Genomic DNA, 16,272 nt, shown 5'->3' with positions numbered 1-16,272 from the left:
CGGCCCCGCGTTCATTATTTATTTTCGGCAGGTTCTTCTTCGTCATCCTGAAGCAGGTTAACATCAAGGCCAAGAGACATAAGCTCCTTGACCAGAACGTTGAACGATTCAGGCAGACCGGATTCAAGGAAGTTGTCTCCCTTGACGATCTTTTCATACATCTTGACACGTCCGGTAACGTCATCGGATTTGACGGTGAGGAATTCCTGAAGCAGATAGGCTGCGCCGTATGCTTCAAGAGCCCATACTTCCATCTCACCCAGACGCTGACCGCCGAACTGTGCCTTACCGCCGAGAGGCTGCTGGGTAACCAGCGAGTAAGGTCCGGTGGAACGGGCGTGAATCTTTTCGTCAACAAGGTGGTGCAGTTTGAGGATGTACATGACCCCAACCGTTACCCTGTTGTAGAAAGGATCTCCGGTACGTCCGTCGTAAAGGGTAACTTTACCGTCGTCGGCAATTCCGGTTTTTGCGACAAGATCCCAGATTTCTTTTTCCGTTGCGCCGTCAAAGACCGGTGTTTTGGTGACGATACCTTCTCTGGCCTTGCTTACTGCACGCCTGAAATCCTCGTCATCCAACGAATCCACGAGATCAATCACATCTTCGGTCTCGAATATATCCTTGATTTCCTGACGAATAACTCCGAGAGCTTCGCCGGTATCAAGCATTTTCGCAAACTTCTGTCCCAGAGCGAGAGCGGCCCATCCCAAATGGGTTTCCATGATCTGCCCGATGTTCATACGAGAAGGAACACCCAGGGGGTTGAGAACGATGTCCATGGGGGTACCGTCTGCAAAGAACGGCATATCCTGTTCCGGGAGGATGCAGGATACAACACCCTTGTTACCGTGACGACCGGCCATCTTGTCACCGACGGAAAGTTTACGCTTAACAGCAATGTAAACCTTGACCATCTTGATGACTCCGGGGGGAAGGTCGTCACCCTCGGTTACTTTTTCGCGTTTGACATCGTAGATGGCTTTGATCACGCGCAACTGCTTGTCATATTCCGCGAGAAGCTGTTTTACAGCCTCGTTGGTATCCTTGTCGGTAAAAAGTCCGGCAAGTTTCTTAAGCGGAACTTCGTTCAGCATTTCTTCAGTAAGGATATGACCGGCTTCAGCAAGCACCTCGCCCTTCCTACGGCCCATAAGGGTCTGGGAAATCTGCTTGTTGACGGCAACAACTGCTACCTTTGCACGAACCTTGGTGGTCAGGGACTCGATGTGCTTGCTTTCCTTCATGTCATGCTTGGCAAGCTCGAAATCCTCGATAGCCTTGGTACGGTCATCCTTTTCACCGGAGCGCCGGTTGAAAACTTTAACATCAACGATGGTCCCTTCGATTCCCGGTGGAACCTTGAGGGATGTGTTCTTCACGTCACGGGCTTTATCGCCGAAAATGGCGCGAAGAAGCTTTTCTTCGGGGGTAAGCTGTGTTTCACCTTTAGGAGTGATCTTACCTACAAGTATGTCATCGGGAGCGATGCGCGCGCCCAGACGAATGATTCCGCATTCGTCAAGATTGCGAAGCATGTCTTCGCTCACGTTGGGGATATCTCGGGTAACTTCTTCGGGTCCGAGCTTGGTGTCACGGGCAACAAGTTCAAACTCCTCAATATGAACGGAGGTGAAGACATCTTCCTTGACCACACGTTCGGAAATGAGAATGGAGTCCTCAAAGTTGTATCCGCACCAGGGCATGAAAGCGACCAGGAGGTTCTTACCGAGGGCAAGCTCGCCATCCTTGATTCCGGGTCCGTCAGCAAGAACATCGCCCTTGCTTACGCGGGTTCCGATTGGCAGGCGCGGACGCTGTCCGTAGCAGGAGTTCTGGTTGGACTTATGCCACTTCTGCAGTTCATAGTGCTTGATGCCGCCGGTGTTAGGATAAATATCTCCGTCATAACGCATGACCAGACGCTCTGCATCGACATAATCGATGTAACCGTCGGCTTCTGCGAGCACGCAGCTACCGGAATCCTGAGCAACGTTGGCTTCCATTCCGGTTCCAACCAGAGGCTGAGCAGTCTTGAGCAGAGGCACAGCCTGACGCTGCATGTTTGAACCCATGAGAGCGCGGTTAGCATCATCGTGTTCAAGGAACGGAATAAGCGCAGCGGAAACCGATACGGTCTGTGAAGGACTGATGTCCATGAGCGTTACGTCTTCACGAGGCCACATGGATACATCGCCGTTAAGCCTTGAAGTAACCAGAGGGTTGGTGAACTGCCCTTCCTTGTCAATAGGAGCGTTGGCCTGTGCAACAACGTGGCCTACTTCGCGGGTCGCATCATAGTAAAGGATTTCATCAGTCATGGTGGAATCCTTGATTGTCCGGTAAGGACTTTCAATGAAACCGAAATCGTTTACCTTTGCGTAGGTGGTCAGGGAAACGATAAGACCGATGTTCGGACCTTCAGGAGTTTCAATCGGGCAGATACGACCGTAGTGAGAGACGTGAACGTCACGTACTTCAAAACCTGCGCGTTCACGGGTCAGGCCGCCGGGTCCGAGCGCGGAAAGTCTGCGCTTGTGAGTAACTTCAGAAAGCGGGTTGGTCTGGTCCATGAACTGGGACAGCTGTGAAGTTCCGAAGAATTCCTTAAGCACAGCTGCAACCGGTTTGGGGTTGATCAGGTCATGCGGCATGAGTGTGGCCACTTCCTGGAGACTCATACGCTCCTTGATGGCTCTTTCCATGCGAACAAGCCCGATACGGTACTGGTTTTCGACCAGTTCGCCGACCGGACGCACACGTCTGTTGCCGAGGTTGTCGATATCATCGGCAGGACCATGGCTGTCTTTCAGTTTGCACAGGACCTTGACCGCAGTGAGGATATCCTCATTGGTCAGGGTACGCAGTTCAAGCGGAGTTTCTATGTTAAGACGTGCGTTCAGTTTGTACCGACCGACACTCGAAAGGTCGTAGTAGTCGGAACTGCGAAACAGATTTTCAAAAAAGTTGGCCGCAATTTCAGCCGTGGGCGGAGAACTGGGACGCAGTCTTCTGTATATTTCAATCTGTGCGGATTCGACGTCAGTAGTCTTATCCAGCTGCATGGAATCGCGCAGCGCGGAAGAAACATCAGCACCCTGAGTATGCAGGACTTTGATTTCCTTGAGGCCAACTTCCATGATGCGATCAAAGATATCTTCAGTGATCTCGTCGGCAGCTTCGGCAATTACTTCGCCGGTATCAGGATCGGTAATGTCGTTGTAGGCAAACTGCCCTACCAGAGACTTGGGATCAACTTCAATGTACTCGACATTGCCGCGGATAAGCTTTTTCCAACCGAACTTGGTAACAGGCTTGTCACGCTGGATAACGACCTTGCCGTCTTCAAGAGAGAGGTCAACCCAGGCGTTTTCCTTACGGTACTGATTCTCCACAACCTTGCGGCGTACAATGTGGCGATCGATCTTGTACTCTTCCACCTCGTAGAAGTAATCGATGATGTCCTGCTTGGACAATCCCATGGCTTTGAGCAGCACGGTGGCAGGCATCTTGCGGCGGCGGTCGATACGTACATAGAGTATGTCTTTGTGGTCGAAGTCAAAATCGAGCCAGGAGCCGCGCATGGGAATGATTCTGCAGCTGTAGAGAACCTTGCGGCTGGTATGAGTCTTGCCTGAATCGTGCTCGAAAATGATACCGGGCGAACGCTGAAGCTGGTTCACTATTACACGTTCAGTACCATTTATAATGAAGGTTCCCTGGTCGCTCATGAGCGGCACGGTCCCGAAATAGATATCCTGCTCTTTAATATCGCGGATAGTCCTGCTTTCGGTTTCTTCGTCGACGTCGAAAACCACGAGACGAACCTTGATACGGATGGGCGCTTCGTAGGTAAGGCCCTTGGAGATACACTCGTCCATATCGTACTTGGGCTCACCTATATCGTAGCTTACGTATTCCAGACTGGCAGTCTTGTTGAAGTCTTCAATCGGAAAAACCGAACGGAAAACCCCTTCAAGGCCGATGTCCGCCCTGCTGGCAGGGGCAACGCCTTCCTGAAGGAATTTCTTGAAGGAATCCACCTGCAGTTCAAGCAGGTGGGGAATCGGCAATGTGACTTTGATCTTTCCAAATATTTTTCTGAGCTGACCCATCGTATCCTCAATCAAGTGAGAAGGTTAGGGTTGGAATGAAGCAATTTGACGTACATCAACCACTTAAGATTAAATAAGTCAAAAAGTACAAGATAAACAGAGGGCGGCAGAACAAACTTGCCTATGGAAGAAATTTTTTTGTCGTTATTTTGAGTGAGCTGTAAAATCCGGCTGCGCCTTTTCCGAATCTTCTCAAAATAATAGATCAGGCAACTTTGTCAATCTTTTTAACAGCGAGAAGAGCGCAACCCCGTTTTAGCGGGGTTTGCGCTCCTCTTGCTTTAGCGGTAAATTCGCTTCAATTACTTCATTTCAGCGTCAGCACCGGCTTCCTGAAGCTGCTTGAGAGCTTCTTCAGCTTCTGCTTTTTCTACGCCTTCTTTGATAGCAGCGGGAGCTTCGTCAACTTTGGCTTTGGCTTCTTTGAGGCCGAGACCGGTCAGAGCGCGAACAGCCTTGATAACAGCAATCTTGTTGCCGCCTGCGCCTTTCAGGATAACGTCGAATTCGGTCTTTTCTTCAGCTTCAGCAGCTCCGCCGGCAGCAGCGCCGGGCATAGCAGCAACAGCAGCTACGGGAGCGGCTGCGGATACGCCGAATTTTTCTTCGAGTTCTTTGATGAATTCGGAGAGTTCAAGAACGGTCATGTTGGCGATAAAATCTACTACCTGATCTTTGGTGATATCTGCCATGGAAATTTCCTCCTGGGAATACTTTGAATTGCCTTGACTAGGCTGTTATGCAGCGTCCTTCTGATCTTTCAATGCGGAAAGAACATTCAAGAGGCCGCGAGGTACGTTTGCGAGCAAGCTCACAAAGTTGGTGGGTACAGCGTTCATTGTACCCAGAGTTTTGCCGAGGAGCTCTTCCTTGCTCGGGAGCTTGGAAAGCGCCTGCACGCCATCTTCGTCAAGATATTTGCCCTCAAGGGATGCGAAACGCATGGAGAACTTTTTACTGTTCTTTGCGAAGTCCGCTGTTGCTTTTGCAGCTGCTACCGGATCTTCATACCCGATAACAATTGCGCAGTTTTCCTTGAATTTGTCGGAGAGGATCTCGTGATCGGTACCCTCGAAAGCCAACCGGGCCAGAGTGTTCTTGACGACCTGGCAATCGACACCGACTTTTCTCAGGTTGGCGCGGAGTTCAGTGAACTCTTCAACACCAAGGCCTTTAAAATCGGTAACGATGGCAATACTCGCCCTTTCAGCCTTAACTTTCAGCTGCTCGATAATCTGGGCTTTTTCTTGCCTGTTCACCTTAACACTCCTAATGTTTTGACCCGGAAAGCAAGTCAAAGTGTTGTCTGAGCAGGATATTAAGGGACCATCCCTCCTGCCTTCTTCGACTGAACTTCCCGTGTATTGCTATATTGACGGCCGTCCTTACGAACAGCCGTCAATATTTTAGGACTCTGAGTATTTTCTTGCTGCCAGAGGATCAACTCTGAAACCGGGGCCCATGGTGGTGGCAACAGCCACAGCCTTCATGTAGGTACCCTTTGCAGTGGTGGGTTTCAGTTTGTTCACTGTTTCCAGCAGGGCTTTAAGGTTCTCAAGAAGCTTTTCAGCTCCGAAAGAAACCTTGCCTATGGGAGCATGAAGAACACCGGCCTTGTCGACCTTGAATTCCACACGTCCTGCTTTAACTTCTTTAACGGCACCGGCCACGTCAAAAGTTACGGTACCGGTCTTGGCGTTCGGCATCAGACCGCGAGGTCCGAGTACACGACCGATCTGACCGACTTTGGCCATCATGTCGGGAGTGGCGATGGCTTTATCGAAATCAAGCCAGCCGTCCTTTACTTTGGCCACCAGGTCATCGCCACCGACAAAATCGGCACCGGCTTCCTTGGCTTCCGCTTCCTTTTCACCGCTTACGAAACAGGCAACCCTTACTTCCTTGCCGAGGCCGTTGGGCAGGGTTACTGCACCGCGAACCATCTGATCGGAGTATTTGGGGTCAACGCCGAGGTTGATGGCTACATCAACAGTTTCGTCAAACTTGGCAAACGCCTTTTCAACAGCCAATTTTACCGCATCTTCAACGGACAAACCGCGAAGATCGGCACCTTCGGTTGCTTTTCTGTGATTTTTTCCGTGCTTAGGCATGATCTTTACCCCTTACCTACTCTGTGACATCAATGCCCATGCTGCGGGCCGTTCCCATGATGGATTTCATGGCCGCGTCAGTATCGGCAGCGGTCAGGTCAGGAGCCTTGAGCTCGGCGATTTCCTTCACCTGAGCCATGGTCACTTTACCGACCTTGTTCTTGTTGGGTTCGCCGGAACCTTTCTGCAGCTTTGCAGCCTTGAGCAGAAGAGTGGAAGCCGGCGGAGTCTTGGTAATGAAGGAGAAGGATCTGTCCTGATAAACAGTAATGACCACCGGAATGATCATGCCCTTCTGGTCCTGCGTTTTAGCGTTGAACGCTTTGCAGAACTCCATTATATTTACACCGTGCTGACCGAGAGCCGGACCGACCGGAGGGGACGGATTGGCTGCGCCAGCCGGGATCTGAAGCTTAATTTTGCCTATTTCTTTCTTGGCCATCGCTTTATGTCCTATCTAAAATTCCAGTGATGAAATTCACTGTCGGAAATGAATATGCAGCAGTGCGGTCAGGACTACCCTTTGGTAACCTGAACAAAGTCAAGTTCCACCGGGGTCTGGCGGCCGAAAATGGAGACTGACACCCGAAGCTTGCCTTTGTCGTAGTTGACATCCTCAACAACGCCGTTGAAACCGCTGAACGGTCCGTCTATGACCCGGACTTCATCGCCACGGTCAAAGTTGAACTTCGGTCTCGGCTGTTCCTGACGATCTTCCATCAGGCTCAGGATTTTAGCTGCCTCACTGTCGCGCATAGGAGTCGGGCGGTTCTTGCCACCGATGAATCCGGTAACGCGGGGTATGGACTGGATAAGATGCCATGATTCATCTTCCATGACCATTTTGATCATGACATAACCCGGATAAAATTTCCGGGTGGATGTTCTCTTCTCCCCTTTGACCAGCTCGACTACTTTTTCCGTAGGAACGACTACTTCCTCAATCAGTCCTTTGTCCTGACCGGTTCGCATCATTTCACGGACAGTCTGCTCAACCCGCTGTTCAAACCCGGAATAGGTATGAACAATGTACCAACGGGCCTTCCTTCCCTGAGGTTTTTCAGCGTCTGTGCTCATGGGCTCTTCCTTTAATACGGGTTATTAAGACAGGATGACTTCAACAAGTTTGCTGAGTCCCATGTCAACAACACCCAGAAAAAGCGACATGACTACGACAAGGACCAAGACGGCGGTACAGGTCTGTATGGTCTCTTTCTGAGTAGGCCACACGACCTTCTTAATCTCGACCTTCGACTGTTCCAGGAATTCGGAAAACTCTTTGATTTTTCCGCTTATCCCGCTCGGTTCAGCCTTGGCCTGCTGAGCTCCCGCACCTTTATTTTTTTTCTTGGCCATATTGATTCCCATAAATGAAGTGGCAGGCCAGGAGGGATTCGAACCCCCAGCATCCGGTTTTGGAGACCGGCGTTCTAGCCGTTGGAACTACTGGCCTGCTTTTTATAGAATACTACTTGGTTTCTCTGTGAACAGTATGCTTCTTATCGAAAGGGCAATACTTTTTCAGTTCGATACGACCGGTAGTGTTCTTTTTGTTCTTCATAGTCGAATAGTTACGACGCTTACACTCGGTGCACTGCATCTGAATTTTGACACGCATGTCTTACTCCAGAATTTCAGTAACAACTCCTGCACCAACGGTACGTCCACCTTCGCGGATAGCGAAGCGGAGACCCGGATCCATGGCGATGGGGTTGATCATTTCAACGTTGAAGGTTGCGTTATCGCCGGGCATTACCATTTCAACGCCTTCATCCAGAGTTACAACACCGGTGATATCAGTGGTGCGGAAGTAGAACTGGGGACGATAGCCGGAGAAGAAGGGAGTGTGACGTCCACCTTCATCTTTGGACAGAACGTATACTTCAGCTTTGAACTTGGTGTGCGGTTTGATGGAACCGGGAGCAGCGAGAACCTGTCCGCGCTCAACTTCGTCACGCTTGGTGCCGCGCAGGAGGATACCTACGTTGTCACCAGCCTGACCCTGGTCGAGAAGCTTACGGAACATTTCAACGCCGGTGCAGGTGGTTTTGGCGGTATCGCGGATACCGACGATTTCAACTTCTTCACCGACTTTGATTACGCCGCGTTCTACACGACCGGTAACAACAGTACCGCGACCGGAGATGGAGAATACGTCTTCGATAGGCATAAGGAAAGGTTTGTCGATGTCGCGCTCGGGTTCTTCGATGTAGGAGTCGCAGGCAGCCAGGAGCTCAAGGATGGGCTTTGCTGCTTCTTCGTCTGCGCTTTCGCATTCGAGAGCCTTGAGGGCGGAACCCTGGATAACGGGAAGATCGTCACCGGGGAATTCGTAGTTGGAGAGAAGTTCACGAACTTCCATTTCAACGAGTTCGAGAAGTTCTTCGTCGTCAACCATGTCGCACTTGTTCAGGAATACAACGATTCCGGGAACACCAACCTGACGAGCGAGCAGGATGTGCTCACGAGTCTGAGGCATGGGACCGTCGGTAGCGGCAACAACGAGGATTGCGCCGTCCATCTGAGCAGCACCGGTGATCATGTTTTTGATGTAGTCGGCGTGACCAGGGCAGTCAACGTGTGCGTAGTGACGTTTTTCGGTTTCGTATTCTACGTGAGCGGTAGCGATGGTGATACCGCGTTCTTTTTCTTCAGGAGCCTTGTCGATTTCGTCGAAGGCAACGTATTCGCCGTTACCGGCGAGACCGGCAATCTTGGTGATGGCGGCAGTCAGAGTGGTTTTACCGTGGTCGATGTGACCGATGGTACCGATATTAACATGAGGCTTACCGCGTTCGAATTTAGCCTTACCCATGATAAATCCCCCTAAATTACTTAAGTTTAGGTTTTCTGATTAAGCGTTTGAAGGTCATACTACACAAATGTATGGAGCCCACGACCGGACTTGAACCGGTGACCTCTTCCTTACCAAGGAAGTGCTCTACCGACTGAGCTACGTGGGCATCCTTATTAAACGCGCAGGAAGGACTAGGGTAAGTAATTGGAGCGGGAAACGGGATTCGAACCCGCAACCCTCAGCTTGGAAGGCTGATGCTCTAGCCGTTGAGCTATTCCCGCACCCTATGTCCGTAGTTAAACAGCAGGGTTACCTGCCTCCTACAGCGCGAATATCTAAAGTGGTGGTGGGGGGAGGATTCGAACCTCCGAAGGCGCTGCCGACAGATTTACAGTCTGTTCCCTTTGGCCACTCGGGAACCCCACCACTATATTTACTAACTAACTTTTTGCTGGAGCTGGCGATGGGACTTGAACCCGCAACCTGCTGATTACAAATCAGCTGCTCTACCAATTGAGCTACGCCAGCCCTTGTGAGCGAATCTTTCTACAGGTTCCGTTTTCAAATTGCAAGAATTATTTTTACTTTTTTCAATCTAATTCCTGCCGAAAAACTTCGTGAATCCCGTCTTTCGCTGAAGCAACGAAGCGGGGTTTATATGGAAAACGACTTACAAGTCAACACCTTTTTTCATTTTTTTTCAATTTTTTGAAACAATCTTTGCCGCCGAGAGGCATCAGAGCAGGCATTCTTTGACTTTATGCCTTTTTGGGCTTACTTCATCCTCCCCGGCCATACCCGGACCCAATAACTATAGAGATCTCAGGTACGATAGAATGAGTTTATTACCAATAAGCCCGGACAGCCCCTGGCTGGCCCCCCTTGCCGGATATTCCGACCTCCCCTTCCGCATGCTCTGCCGCAGGCGGGGTTGCGCAACCGCCTGCACCGAAATGGTCAGCATCAAGGGCCTCAAATACGATGGCAAAGGGACGAAAGCCCTGCTGGCAACCTGTGATGAAGACAATCCGCTCGTAGTTCAGTTGTTCGGTGGCGAGCCGCAGGATTATTTCTTAACTATGCCTCAACTGGTGGATGAGGGCTACTCTTTTTTTGATTTGAATGCGGGGTGCCCGGTTAAAAAGGTTCTGAAAACCGGCGGCGGGTCCGCGCTGCATCTCGACCCCGACAGACTGGTTGCAACAGCGCAGGCCATGGTTGCCGTAGCCGGAGAAGGCCGAGTCGGGGTAAAAATCCGCTTGGGATTCATGAACGGCGAAGACAACTTTCTGGAAATAGCCAAAAGGCTGGAGGATATCGGTGCAGCCTGGATCACCATGCACCCCAGATATGGAAAACAGATGTTTTCCGGCACTGCGGACTGGTCCAAGCTTGCGGAATTAAAACGCAATATCTCGATCCCGGTTATCGGAAGTGGTGACCTTTTCACTGCGGAAGCTGCAATCGAATGCATCAGGCAGACCGGAATTGACGGCATCATGTTCGCCCGAGGAGCTCTGTACGACCCGGCAATATTCTCCCGATACCTGAAACTGCTGGGCAACCCGTCATGTGTCGATCTGCCGCCTTTTGATCTCGGCAAAACAATGGAAGAACATATCCTGATGACCAGAGAGTTCGACGGCAGCAACCGTTCTTTCAGGAAAATTCGCTCCATACTGCCCCGCTACGCCAAAGGCATGGACGGCATCCGGGCCATACGCTCCGAACTGACCGCATGTCAAAACTGGGACGAACTGCTGGACAAGGCCCGCAACGTATCAAAGCTGACCATGAACCGCTGCTGAAACTTTTATTAATTTCCCGGCTGTTATTGACGATAAGCTCTCTTCCCGCTTATCATGATAGCGGTAACCGGAATTTTCATACAGACACCTACGGAGAAACTTATGGCCCAGACCGACATTTTACTTGAGGCAGGCACCAACGAACTGGAAATAGTCGAGTTCTGGCTTGAAGAGGAACCCCGCGAGGAAGATGAAGGACAAAATTACCGGGGTTTTTACGGTGTCAATGTCGCCAAGGTTCTTGAAATCATCAGGATGCCGGAAAAAGTGACCAAACTTCCCAAGGTGGCTCACCCGGCCATTATGGGAACCTTCAACCTGCGCAACAAGGTCATTCCGCTGGTCGACCTCAGCCACTGGCTGAAAAAGCCGCGTGTGGAAAGCGAACCTCCCAAGGTAATTGTTACCGAATTCAACAACGTATGCTCCGCTTTCCTTGTTTCGGGAGTAACCAGAATCCACCGCATAAGCTGGGAAAAGGTTGAGGCTCCCTCAGCTTACGTCTCCACTCTTTCGGAAGACTCGATTACCGGTGTCGTCAAATTTGATGACCGTATTTCACTTATCCTCGACCTAGAAAAAATCGTTGCCGAACTGAATCCGCAGCTTGGACTCCAGCTTGACGACAGCATCGACTGGGGCGATTCCGTAGGATACAAGGCCATCATTGCAGACGATTCCACACTCATCCGGGAAATGCTCCATGAGACAATGACCAGAGCAAAATTTTCTGTAGAGCTTGCCAACACCGGCCGTGAGTGCTTTGAAAAACTGCTCGCGCTTAAACGCCGGTCCATTGAAGAGGAAAGACCCATCACCGACTACGTCAACGTTGTCATTTCAGACATTGAGATGCCGGTCATGGACGGGCACAACCTCACCGTGCGCATCAAGGCCGATCCGGTCCTGCAGCAGCTGCCGGTTATCCTTTTCTCCTCCATCATCACCGACAAGCTGCGCCATAAGGGTGAATCCGTAGGCGCAGATGATCAGATATCCAAGCCGGAAGTAACGGAACTGGCTCAAAGGGCCATCGCCCTGATCGAAAGATAGCCGGTCCGGGGCTGCCAATGGTTGCCACATCTTCGGAAAAAAATTCGATTCATCATGAACCCGCGATAAATCCGCGGGTTCAGTACGTTCTGCTCATGTTCTTTTCCGTGGCAATCGGAGTTGCCGCCGCCATGGGCGCTTTCGTTTTCCGCTGGCTGATTGAACAGTTCCAGACCCTGTTCTGGGCCGAAGGGAGCACCTTTCTGGACAGAGTCGGAGATTCTCCCTGGTGGCTGGTGCTGTTGCTGCCCTGCCTGGGTGGACTCGCGGCGGGCGTGATCATCAACCGCTGGGCTCCGGAAGCAAAAGGTCCGGGTGTTCCTGAGGTAATAAAGGCCATAGCGGTTCGCGGCGGGGTAATCCGCCACCGGATCACGTTTCTCAAGGCTCTGGTAACCAGCCTGCTCATCGGCTGCGGGGCCTCGGTGGGCCGCGAAGGACCGGTGGTCCAGATTGGAGCATCCCTCGGTTCCTCTGCTGCGCGCCTCTTCCGTCTGGACCGCTCCATGCTGCCGGTCTGCGTCGCCTCCGGAGCCGCTGCCGGAATATCCGCCACATTCAACGCCCCGCTTACAGGCACCCTTTTCGCCATCGAGATACTACTGCTGGACACGGAAATGTCCTACGTCAGCCACATCATAGTCTCCTCCATCACCGCTTCGGCCCTATCCAAATTTTTCTGGGGAGATTTCCCCACCTTTGATGCGCCGAAATTCATTTTCAGCAACTTCGGAGAACTGATTATATTTTTCATTTTGGGCATCATGTCCGGGCTGGTTTCTCTCGCATTTGTCCACATGATCAGGTTCATGGAAAATATTTTCATGCGCATCCCGGTTCCGGAATGGGTGAAACCCGGTATTGGAGGACTTCTGCTGGGAATTCTCGGTTTGCAGGTTCCCGGAATTCTGGGCGTAGGCTACGAAGTGGTGGATATGGGAATGGAAGGCGTGCTTCCGCTTGAACTGGCCGTTATCATACTGATCTGCAAAATGACGGCAACATCGCTGTGCATAGGGTCCGGCATGAGCGGAGGCATATTTGCCCCTTCGCTGGTCCTTGGCGCAGCCCTTGGCGTGTCCGTAAGCTCGACCATGAATATGATCTTTCCTCAACTGGCCCTTACACACGGGCAGTACGCGCTGGTAGGGATGGGCACCGTAGTGGCGGGTACGACACTGGCCCCGATCACCGCCGTCCTTACAGTGTTCGAGTTGACCTATTCCTATAAAATCATCCTGCCGATGATGGTGGGCTGCATTACAAGTGCTTTGGTGGTCCGCCTGCTCAAAGGCTATTCCGTGTACGAAGCCAAGCTGTTGCGGCAGGGCATCAACATTCTGCGCGGCCATGACGAATCCGTGCTGGTAAATGTCTCGGTAGACGAGGTCATGGACACCGAATTTGATTACCTGCACACCAGTGATCATCTGGAAAAGGCTGCGTCCATGGTAACCGACTCCCCTTTCCCCCATTTTCCGGTACTTGACGATGACGGCCGAGTAGCCGGGATACTCACGCTTAGAGACATGCGTTCCTGGCTAAAGGGAAATCACGACACAGGAGGAGCTCCGGCCATAGTCGATACCCTGATGGTCCGCACAGTTGTTTCGGTGAACACAGACTCCAACCTCAAGGAGACCCTGATGCTTTTCGAAAGGACCGGGGTATCTTTCGTTCCGGTCATTAAAAGTGATGGAAAAATCGCAGGGATAATAAAGTCCCGTGAGGCTTTCAGGATATTCAGGGAAAAAAGATATAAAAACAGAATCCTGTCATCCAGTCTTTAAGATATATGATTATTGCCTCAGATCCGCATAACTTTTGTTAAAGTAGTAATTTTCAAGCAACCATTATAAATCATCAGGGTTTCCAAAGGGGATTATCCCCTTTGGCTGCCAGCGGCGAAACCAAATTATCAAAAGCGCGAAGCGCATCAAATTAATCCTCTTAACTGCCTTTTAGCGGAGCAAAAGAAAGAGCTCCGTTAAGGAAAGACAATCACCGGAGCTTATCAACATACTCCACAACCAGTATTGCTCCCCTGCGCCCGCCCTGATAAAAAAATCCGGCAAGATACCGAACAGGTTCCCGGCTGTAGGCACTGATGCTTCTGCATCCGGCCACTTTTTCAAACCCAGAATTCAGGTACATGTAATAATCTTCATGGCTGTGATCGCTGCCCTCTGACGAAGGCTCAATATATCGGCCGATGAAGTCTGCTTCCTGCCCAAGCACTCGTTTACTTATCTGCTTCCCGGCTCCGTTAAGGACAAAAGCCGAAACCAGCCCCGGAGTTTTCCGAGCCAGATCGTCCAGCATCCAGTTCGTACCCCCGGAATCCTCCTGCTGCAACCGGGTCATGGCTCCTTTGAGAACCTGATGAAAATCCCTGAATTTTTCCTGCGATCCCCGAATATTTCTGGCCCTGAAGCTCCTGTAAAACCCGTTTATCCGGGAAACCTTATCCTGAAAAGATTCCTGCTCACCGTCTTCGCTACGGCTGTCGCTGTAGAGATAGCCCTGCTGCAGGACAATTCCCGCCTGCGCCAGAGCCAGAGCCTCGGCTTCGGTTTCAACCCCTTTTGCAATGGCTATCGCTCCGGTTTCCCGAAGAATCAGAGCGGCCCCTCTCGCCTGATCGAACTTATGCTTCGAACTGTCCACGCCTTCGTAATAACTACGCCCCAATTTGGCGAAATCCGGCTGCAATCTCAATAGGAGCTCCCGGCTCTGAAGACTTCCATCCACGTTGTCCAGAGAAATCCTGAATCCCTGAGCGGATAACTCGCGTATAAGCTTTGCCGGAGCGCTTTTCTTCAACTGCGAAACATCGAATTCAAAAACAATAATCCGGGGATTTAAATCAAAATCGGTTATCAGCGTGGATGGAGTGACTTCTTCGGCACCGTATGCGCTGCTGTTCACGTTCAGAAAAAGAAGCATTTCCGGATAGCGTTCATTAATGGGAAGAAAAGATTCCAGACTTTTTTTCAGGCAAAGGTTCTCCACTCGCTGCTGCGCGGCAAGCGGGAGCAGGTCATTGAAAAGATATCCGGGACCGGCGACAGTCCTGCCTTCACGGTCCACTCCGCGGGAAAACGCCTCAAAACCCACAACATTCCTTGATTCCAACGAAATCAAGGGTTGAAAGTAGACGGCAATACCTTCCTCGGTGACAACCCGGCTCACCGCCTCTATACATTCTTTCAGTTTGGGGTCCACGCTTTACTCCATATGTTATTTCTGCCTCAAGTTATCTTCATGCTATAACAACATTCATGCTGCCGACAAGTCCCCGGTATATTTACACAGCAAAAAAAAGCGGCTTTTCCCGCACAGGAAAAGCCGCAGTAAAATACTTTTATTTTATGTAGATCAACAGATTCTGGGCAATTGCTCACCCTCAAGCATGTTCAGCAGTCTCTTTCCGCCAAGGGGAGTAACCAGAACAACTTTGCCAGGATTTGTCTCGGTAATCACTCCAACCTGACAGGCATCACGGCCCAGTTCATCTGCGTGCATGATATTGAGAGCCATGTCGGCATATTTCTGCGGCAGAATGCACAGAAATTTTCCTTCGTTGGCCAGATACAGCGGATCAAGACCAAGAAAGGAACATCCGCCTGCGACTTCGGGTCTGACCGGGATTGCGGACTCTTCCAGCTCACAGCAGACATTCGATGACGCAGTAATTTCATTAAGGGTCGTAGCCAGCCCTCCACGGGTCGGATCACGCAGAACATGAATTTCCGGGACCTCCTGCACCAGTTTTACCAACAGGTGATTCAGTGCCGCGCTGTCGCTTTTTACATTGGACTCAAGAGAGAGTCCTTCGCGTGTTCCAAGAATAGTCAGTCCGTGGTCCCCCATGGTTCCGCTGACCAGAACGACATCTCCGGGAGCGGCCCTGTCTCCTGCCGGAGCAGGATCGGCAATTATCTCCCCGATGCCGGTCGTATTGATAAAAATCTTGTCGACCATGCCCCGTGGCACAACCTTGGTATCGCCGGTCACAATGTAAACCCCGGCGTGACTGCAGGCAGCTCCCATGGAAGATACTATGCGTTCAAGGTCATCCATGGGCAGCCCTTCTTCTATAATATATGCACAGGTCATATACCTGGGTATGGCGCCGAGCATAGCGACATCGTTCACCGTTCCATGTACGGCAAGCGATCCGATGTCTCCGCCGGGAAAAAATATCGGGTCCACGGTGAAACTGTCGGTGCTGACGGATATTTTCCCGCTCAGCTGCAGGCTGGCGGCATCATTCAGACGATCCAGTTCCGGGTTTGCAAAATGTTTGAGAAAAAGTTCGGAAATAAGCCTCTGGGAAGCTCTTCCGCCAGAGCCGTAATCAAGTAAAACCTTATTTGTGGACATAT

The 16,272-nt window shown here is 51.1% G+C and carries 14 protein-coding genes and 5 tRNA genes; 3 read left to right on the top strand and 16 right to left on the bottom strand.

The features are described from left to right. Positions 1 to 14: 14 nt before the first annotated feature. From rpoB to ACKU4E_RS00990, 14 genes are all read right to left on the bottom strand, one after another. Complete coding sequence (rpoB, locus tag ACKU4E_RS01055; protein WP_320169237.1) at positions 15 to 4,115, bottom strand: DNA-directed RNA polymerase subunit beta; 4,101 nt, start codon at positions 4,113 to 4,115, stop codon at positions 15 to 17. 302 nt (positions 4,116 to 4,417) lie between these two features. Further along, on the bottom strand, positions 4,418 to 4,807 hold the full coding sequence (rplL, locus tag ACKU4E_RS01050; protein WP_320169236.1) for a 50S ribosomal protein L7/L12: 390 nt from the start codon (positions 4,805 to 4,807) through the stop codon (positions 4,418 to 4,420). Positions 4,808 to 4,852: 45 nt separating this feature from the next. After that, positions 4,853 to 5,374, bottom strand: coding sequence for a 50S ribosomal protein L10 (rplJ, locus tag ACKU4E_RS01045; protein WP_320169235.1), 522 nt, complete (start codon positions 5,372 to 5,374; stop codon positions 4,853 to 4,855). Between the two features lie 147 nt (positions 5,375 to 5,521). Next, positions 5,522 to 6,226, bottom strand: coding sequence for a 50S ribosomal protein L1 (gene rplA / locus ACKU4E_RS01040; RefSeq protein ID WP_320169234.1), 705 nt, complete (start codon positions 6,224 to 6,226; stop codon positions 5,522 to 5,524). Positions 6,227 to 6,242: 16 nt separating this feature from the next. Then, positions 6,243 to 6,668 (bottom strand): 50S ribosomal protein L11, encoded by a 426-nt coding sequence (rplK, locus tag ACKU4E_RS01035; RefSeq protein WP_320169233.1) that lies wholly within the window; start codon positions 6,666 to 6,668, stop codon positions 6,243 to 6,245. A gap of 74 nt (positions 6,669 to 6,742) precedes the next feature. Then, positions 6,743 to 7,303: a transcription termination/antitermination protein NusG gene (gene nusG, locus ACKU4E_RS01030; RefSeq protein WP_320169232.1), complete on the bottom strand. Its 561-nt coding sequence runs from the start codon at positions 7,301 to 7,303 to the stop codon at positions 6,743 to 6,745. Positions 7,304 to 7,327: 24 nt separating this feature from the next. Beyond that, positions 7,328 to 7,582 (bottom strand): preprotein translocase subunit SecE, encoded by a 255-nt coding sequence (gene secE, locus ACKU4E_RS01025; RefSeq protein WP_320169231.1) that lies wholly within the window; start codon positions 7,580 to 7,582, stop codon positions 7,328 to 7,330. A gap of 20 nt (positions 7,583 to 7,602) precedes the next feature. Beyond that, a tRNA-Trp gene (locus tag ACKU4E_RS01020) sits at positions 7,603 to 7,679 on the bottom strand. A 15-nt stretch (positions 7,680 to 7,694) separates the two neighbouring features. Then, positions 7,695 to 7,844, bottom strand: a complete 150-nt coding sequence (gene rpmG / locus ACKU4E_RS01015) for a 50S ribosomal protein L33 (RefSeq protein WP_320169230.1) — start codon at positions 7,842 to 7,844, stop codon at positions 7,695 to 7,697. Positions 7,845 to 7,847: 3 nt separating this feature from the next. Next, on the bottom strand, positions 7,848 to 9,041 hold the full coding sequence (tuf, locus tag ACKU4E_RS01010; protein WP_320169229.1) for an elongation factor Tu: 1,194 nt from the start codon (positions 9,039 to 9,041) through the stop codon (positions 7,848 to 7,850). Positions 9,042 to 9,113: 72 nt separating this feature from the next. Next, positions 9,114 to 9,189: transfer RNA gene (locus ACKU4E_RS01005), tRNA-Thr, on the bottom strand. A gap of 39 nt (positions 9,190 to 9,228) precedes the next feature. Further along, positions 9,229 to 9,304 (bottom strand) — tRNA-Gly (locus tag ACKU4E_RS01000). Positions 9,305 to 9,364: 60 nt separating this feature from the next. Beyond that, positions 9,365 to 9,449 (bottom strand) — tRNA-Tyr (locus ACKU4E_RS00995). Between the two features lie 26 nt (positions 9,450 to 9,475). Next, positions 9,476 to 9,551 (bottom strand) — tRNA-Thr (locus ACKU4E_RS00990). Positions 9,552 to 9,859: 308 nt separating this feature from the next. Between ACKU4E_RS00990 and ACKU4E_RS00985 the strand changes: the two genes are divergently transcribed. The 3 genes from ACKU4E_RS00985 to ACKU4E_RS00975 all read left to right on the top strand — a co-directional run bounded on the left by ACKU4E_RS00985 (position 9,860) and on the right by ACKU4E_RS00975 (position 13,674). Beyond that, positions 9,860 to 10,831 (top strand): tRNA-dihydrouridine synthase family protein, encoded by a 972-nt coding sequence (locus ACKU4E_RS00985; protein ID WP_320169228.1) that lies wholly within the window; start codon positions 9,860 to 9,862, stop codon positions 10,829 to 10,831. A gap of 102 nt (positions 10,832 to 10,933) precedes the next feature. After that, entirely contained in the window at positions 10,934 to 11,884 is a 951-nt protein-coding gene (locus ACKU4E_RS00980; RefSeq protein ID WP_320169227.1) for a chemotaxis protein, read from the top strand. Positions 11,885 to 11,901: 17 nt separating this feature from the next. After that, on the top strand, positions 11,902 to 13,674 hold the full coding sequence (locus tag ACKU4E_RS00975; RefSeq protein WP_320169226.1) for a chloride channel protein: 1,773 nt from the start codon (positions 11,902 to 11,904) through the stop codon (positions 13,672 to 13,674). A gap of 211 nt (positions 13,675 to 13,885) precedes the next feature. Here the strand turns inward: ACKU4E_RS00975 and ACKU4E_RS00970 are convergent, their stop codons facing one another. Both ACKU4E_RS00970 and hypE read right to left on the bottom strand, forming a co-directional pair. After that, the gene (locus ACKU4E_RS00970) at positions 13,886 to 15,109 is read right to left on the bottom strand and encodes an EAL domain-containing protein (RefSeq protein ID WP_320169225.1); all 1,224 of its coding nucleotides are present in this window, start codon (positions 15,107 to 15,109) and stop codon (positions 13,886 to 13,888) included. Between the two features lie 153 nt (positions 15,110 to 15,262). Continuing rightward, entirely contained in the window at positions 15,263 to 16,270 is a 1,008-nt protein-coding gene (hypE, locus tag ACKU4E_RS00965; protein ID WP_320169224.1) for a hydrogenase expression/formation protein HypE, read from the bottom strand. Positions 16,271 to 16,272: the final 2 nt, after the last annotated feature.

This window comes from Maridesulfovibrio sp. (genome assembly GCF_963677005.1).
GTDB lineage: Bacteria > Desulfobacterota > Desulfovibrionia > Desulfovibrionales > Desulfovibrionaceae > Maridesulfovibrio.
The sequence above is the reverse complement of the archived record's forward strand: the minus strand, read 5'-3'. Positions and strand labels throughout refer to the sequence as shown.

Excerpts from the sequence above, each read along its gene's own strand:
- rpoB (WP_320169237.1), bottom strand. The coding sequence starts at position 4,115 with ATGGGTCAGCTCAGAAAAATATTTGGAAAGATCAAAGTCACATTGCCG.
- rplA (WP_320169234.1), bottom strand. The coding sequence starts at position 6,226 with ATGCCTAAGCACGGAAAAAATCACAGAAAAGCAACCGAAGGTGCCGAT.
- hypE (WP_320169224.1), bottom strand. The coding sequence starts at position 16,270 with ATGTCCACAAATAAGGTTTTACTTGATTACGGCTCTGGCGGAAGAGCT.
- secE (WP_320169231.1), bottom strand. The coding sequence starts at position 7,582 with ATGGCCAAGAAAAAAAATAAAGGTGCGGGAGCTCAGCAGGCCAAGGCT.
- ACKU4E_RS00975 (WP_320169226.1), top strand. The coding sequence starts at position 11,902 with ATGGTTGCCACATCTTCGGAAAAAAATTCGATTCATCATGAACCCGCG.
- rpmG (WP_320169230.1), bottom strand. The coding sequence starts at position 7,844 with ATGCGTGTCAAAATTCAGATGCAGTGCACCGAGTGTAAGCGTCGTAAC.
- ACKU4E_RS00985 (WP_320169228.1), top strand. The coding sequence starts at position 9,860 with ATGAGTTTATTACCAATAAGCCCGGACAGCCCCTGGCTGGCCCCCCTT.
- ACKU4E_RS00980 (WP_320169227.1), top strand. The coding sequence starts at position 10,934 with ATGGCCCAGACCGACATTTTACTTGAGGCAGGCACCAACGAACTGGAA.
- rplL (WP_320169236.1), bottom strand. The coding sequence starts at position 4,807 with ATGGCAGATATCACCAAAGATCAGGTAGTAGATTTTATCGCCAACATG.
- nusG (WP_320169232.1), bottom strand. The coding sequence starts at position 7,303 with ATGAGCACAGACGCTGAAAAACCTCAGGGAAGGAAGGCCCGTTGGTAC.
- tuf (WP_320169229.1), bottom strand. The coding sequence starts at position 9,041 with ATGGGTAAGGCTAAATTCGAACGCGGTAAGCCTCATGTTAATATCGGT.
- rplK (WP_320169233.1), bottom strand. The coding sequence starts at position 6,668 with ATGGCCAAGAAAGAAATAGGCAAAATTAAGCTTCAGATCCCGGCTGGC.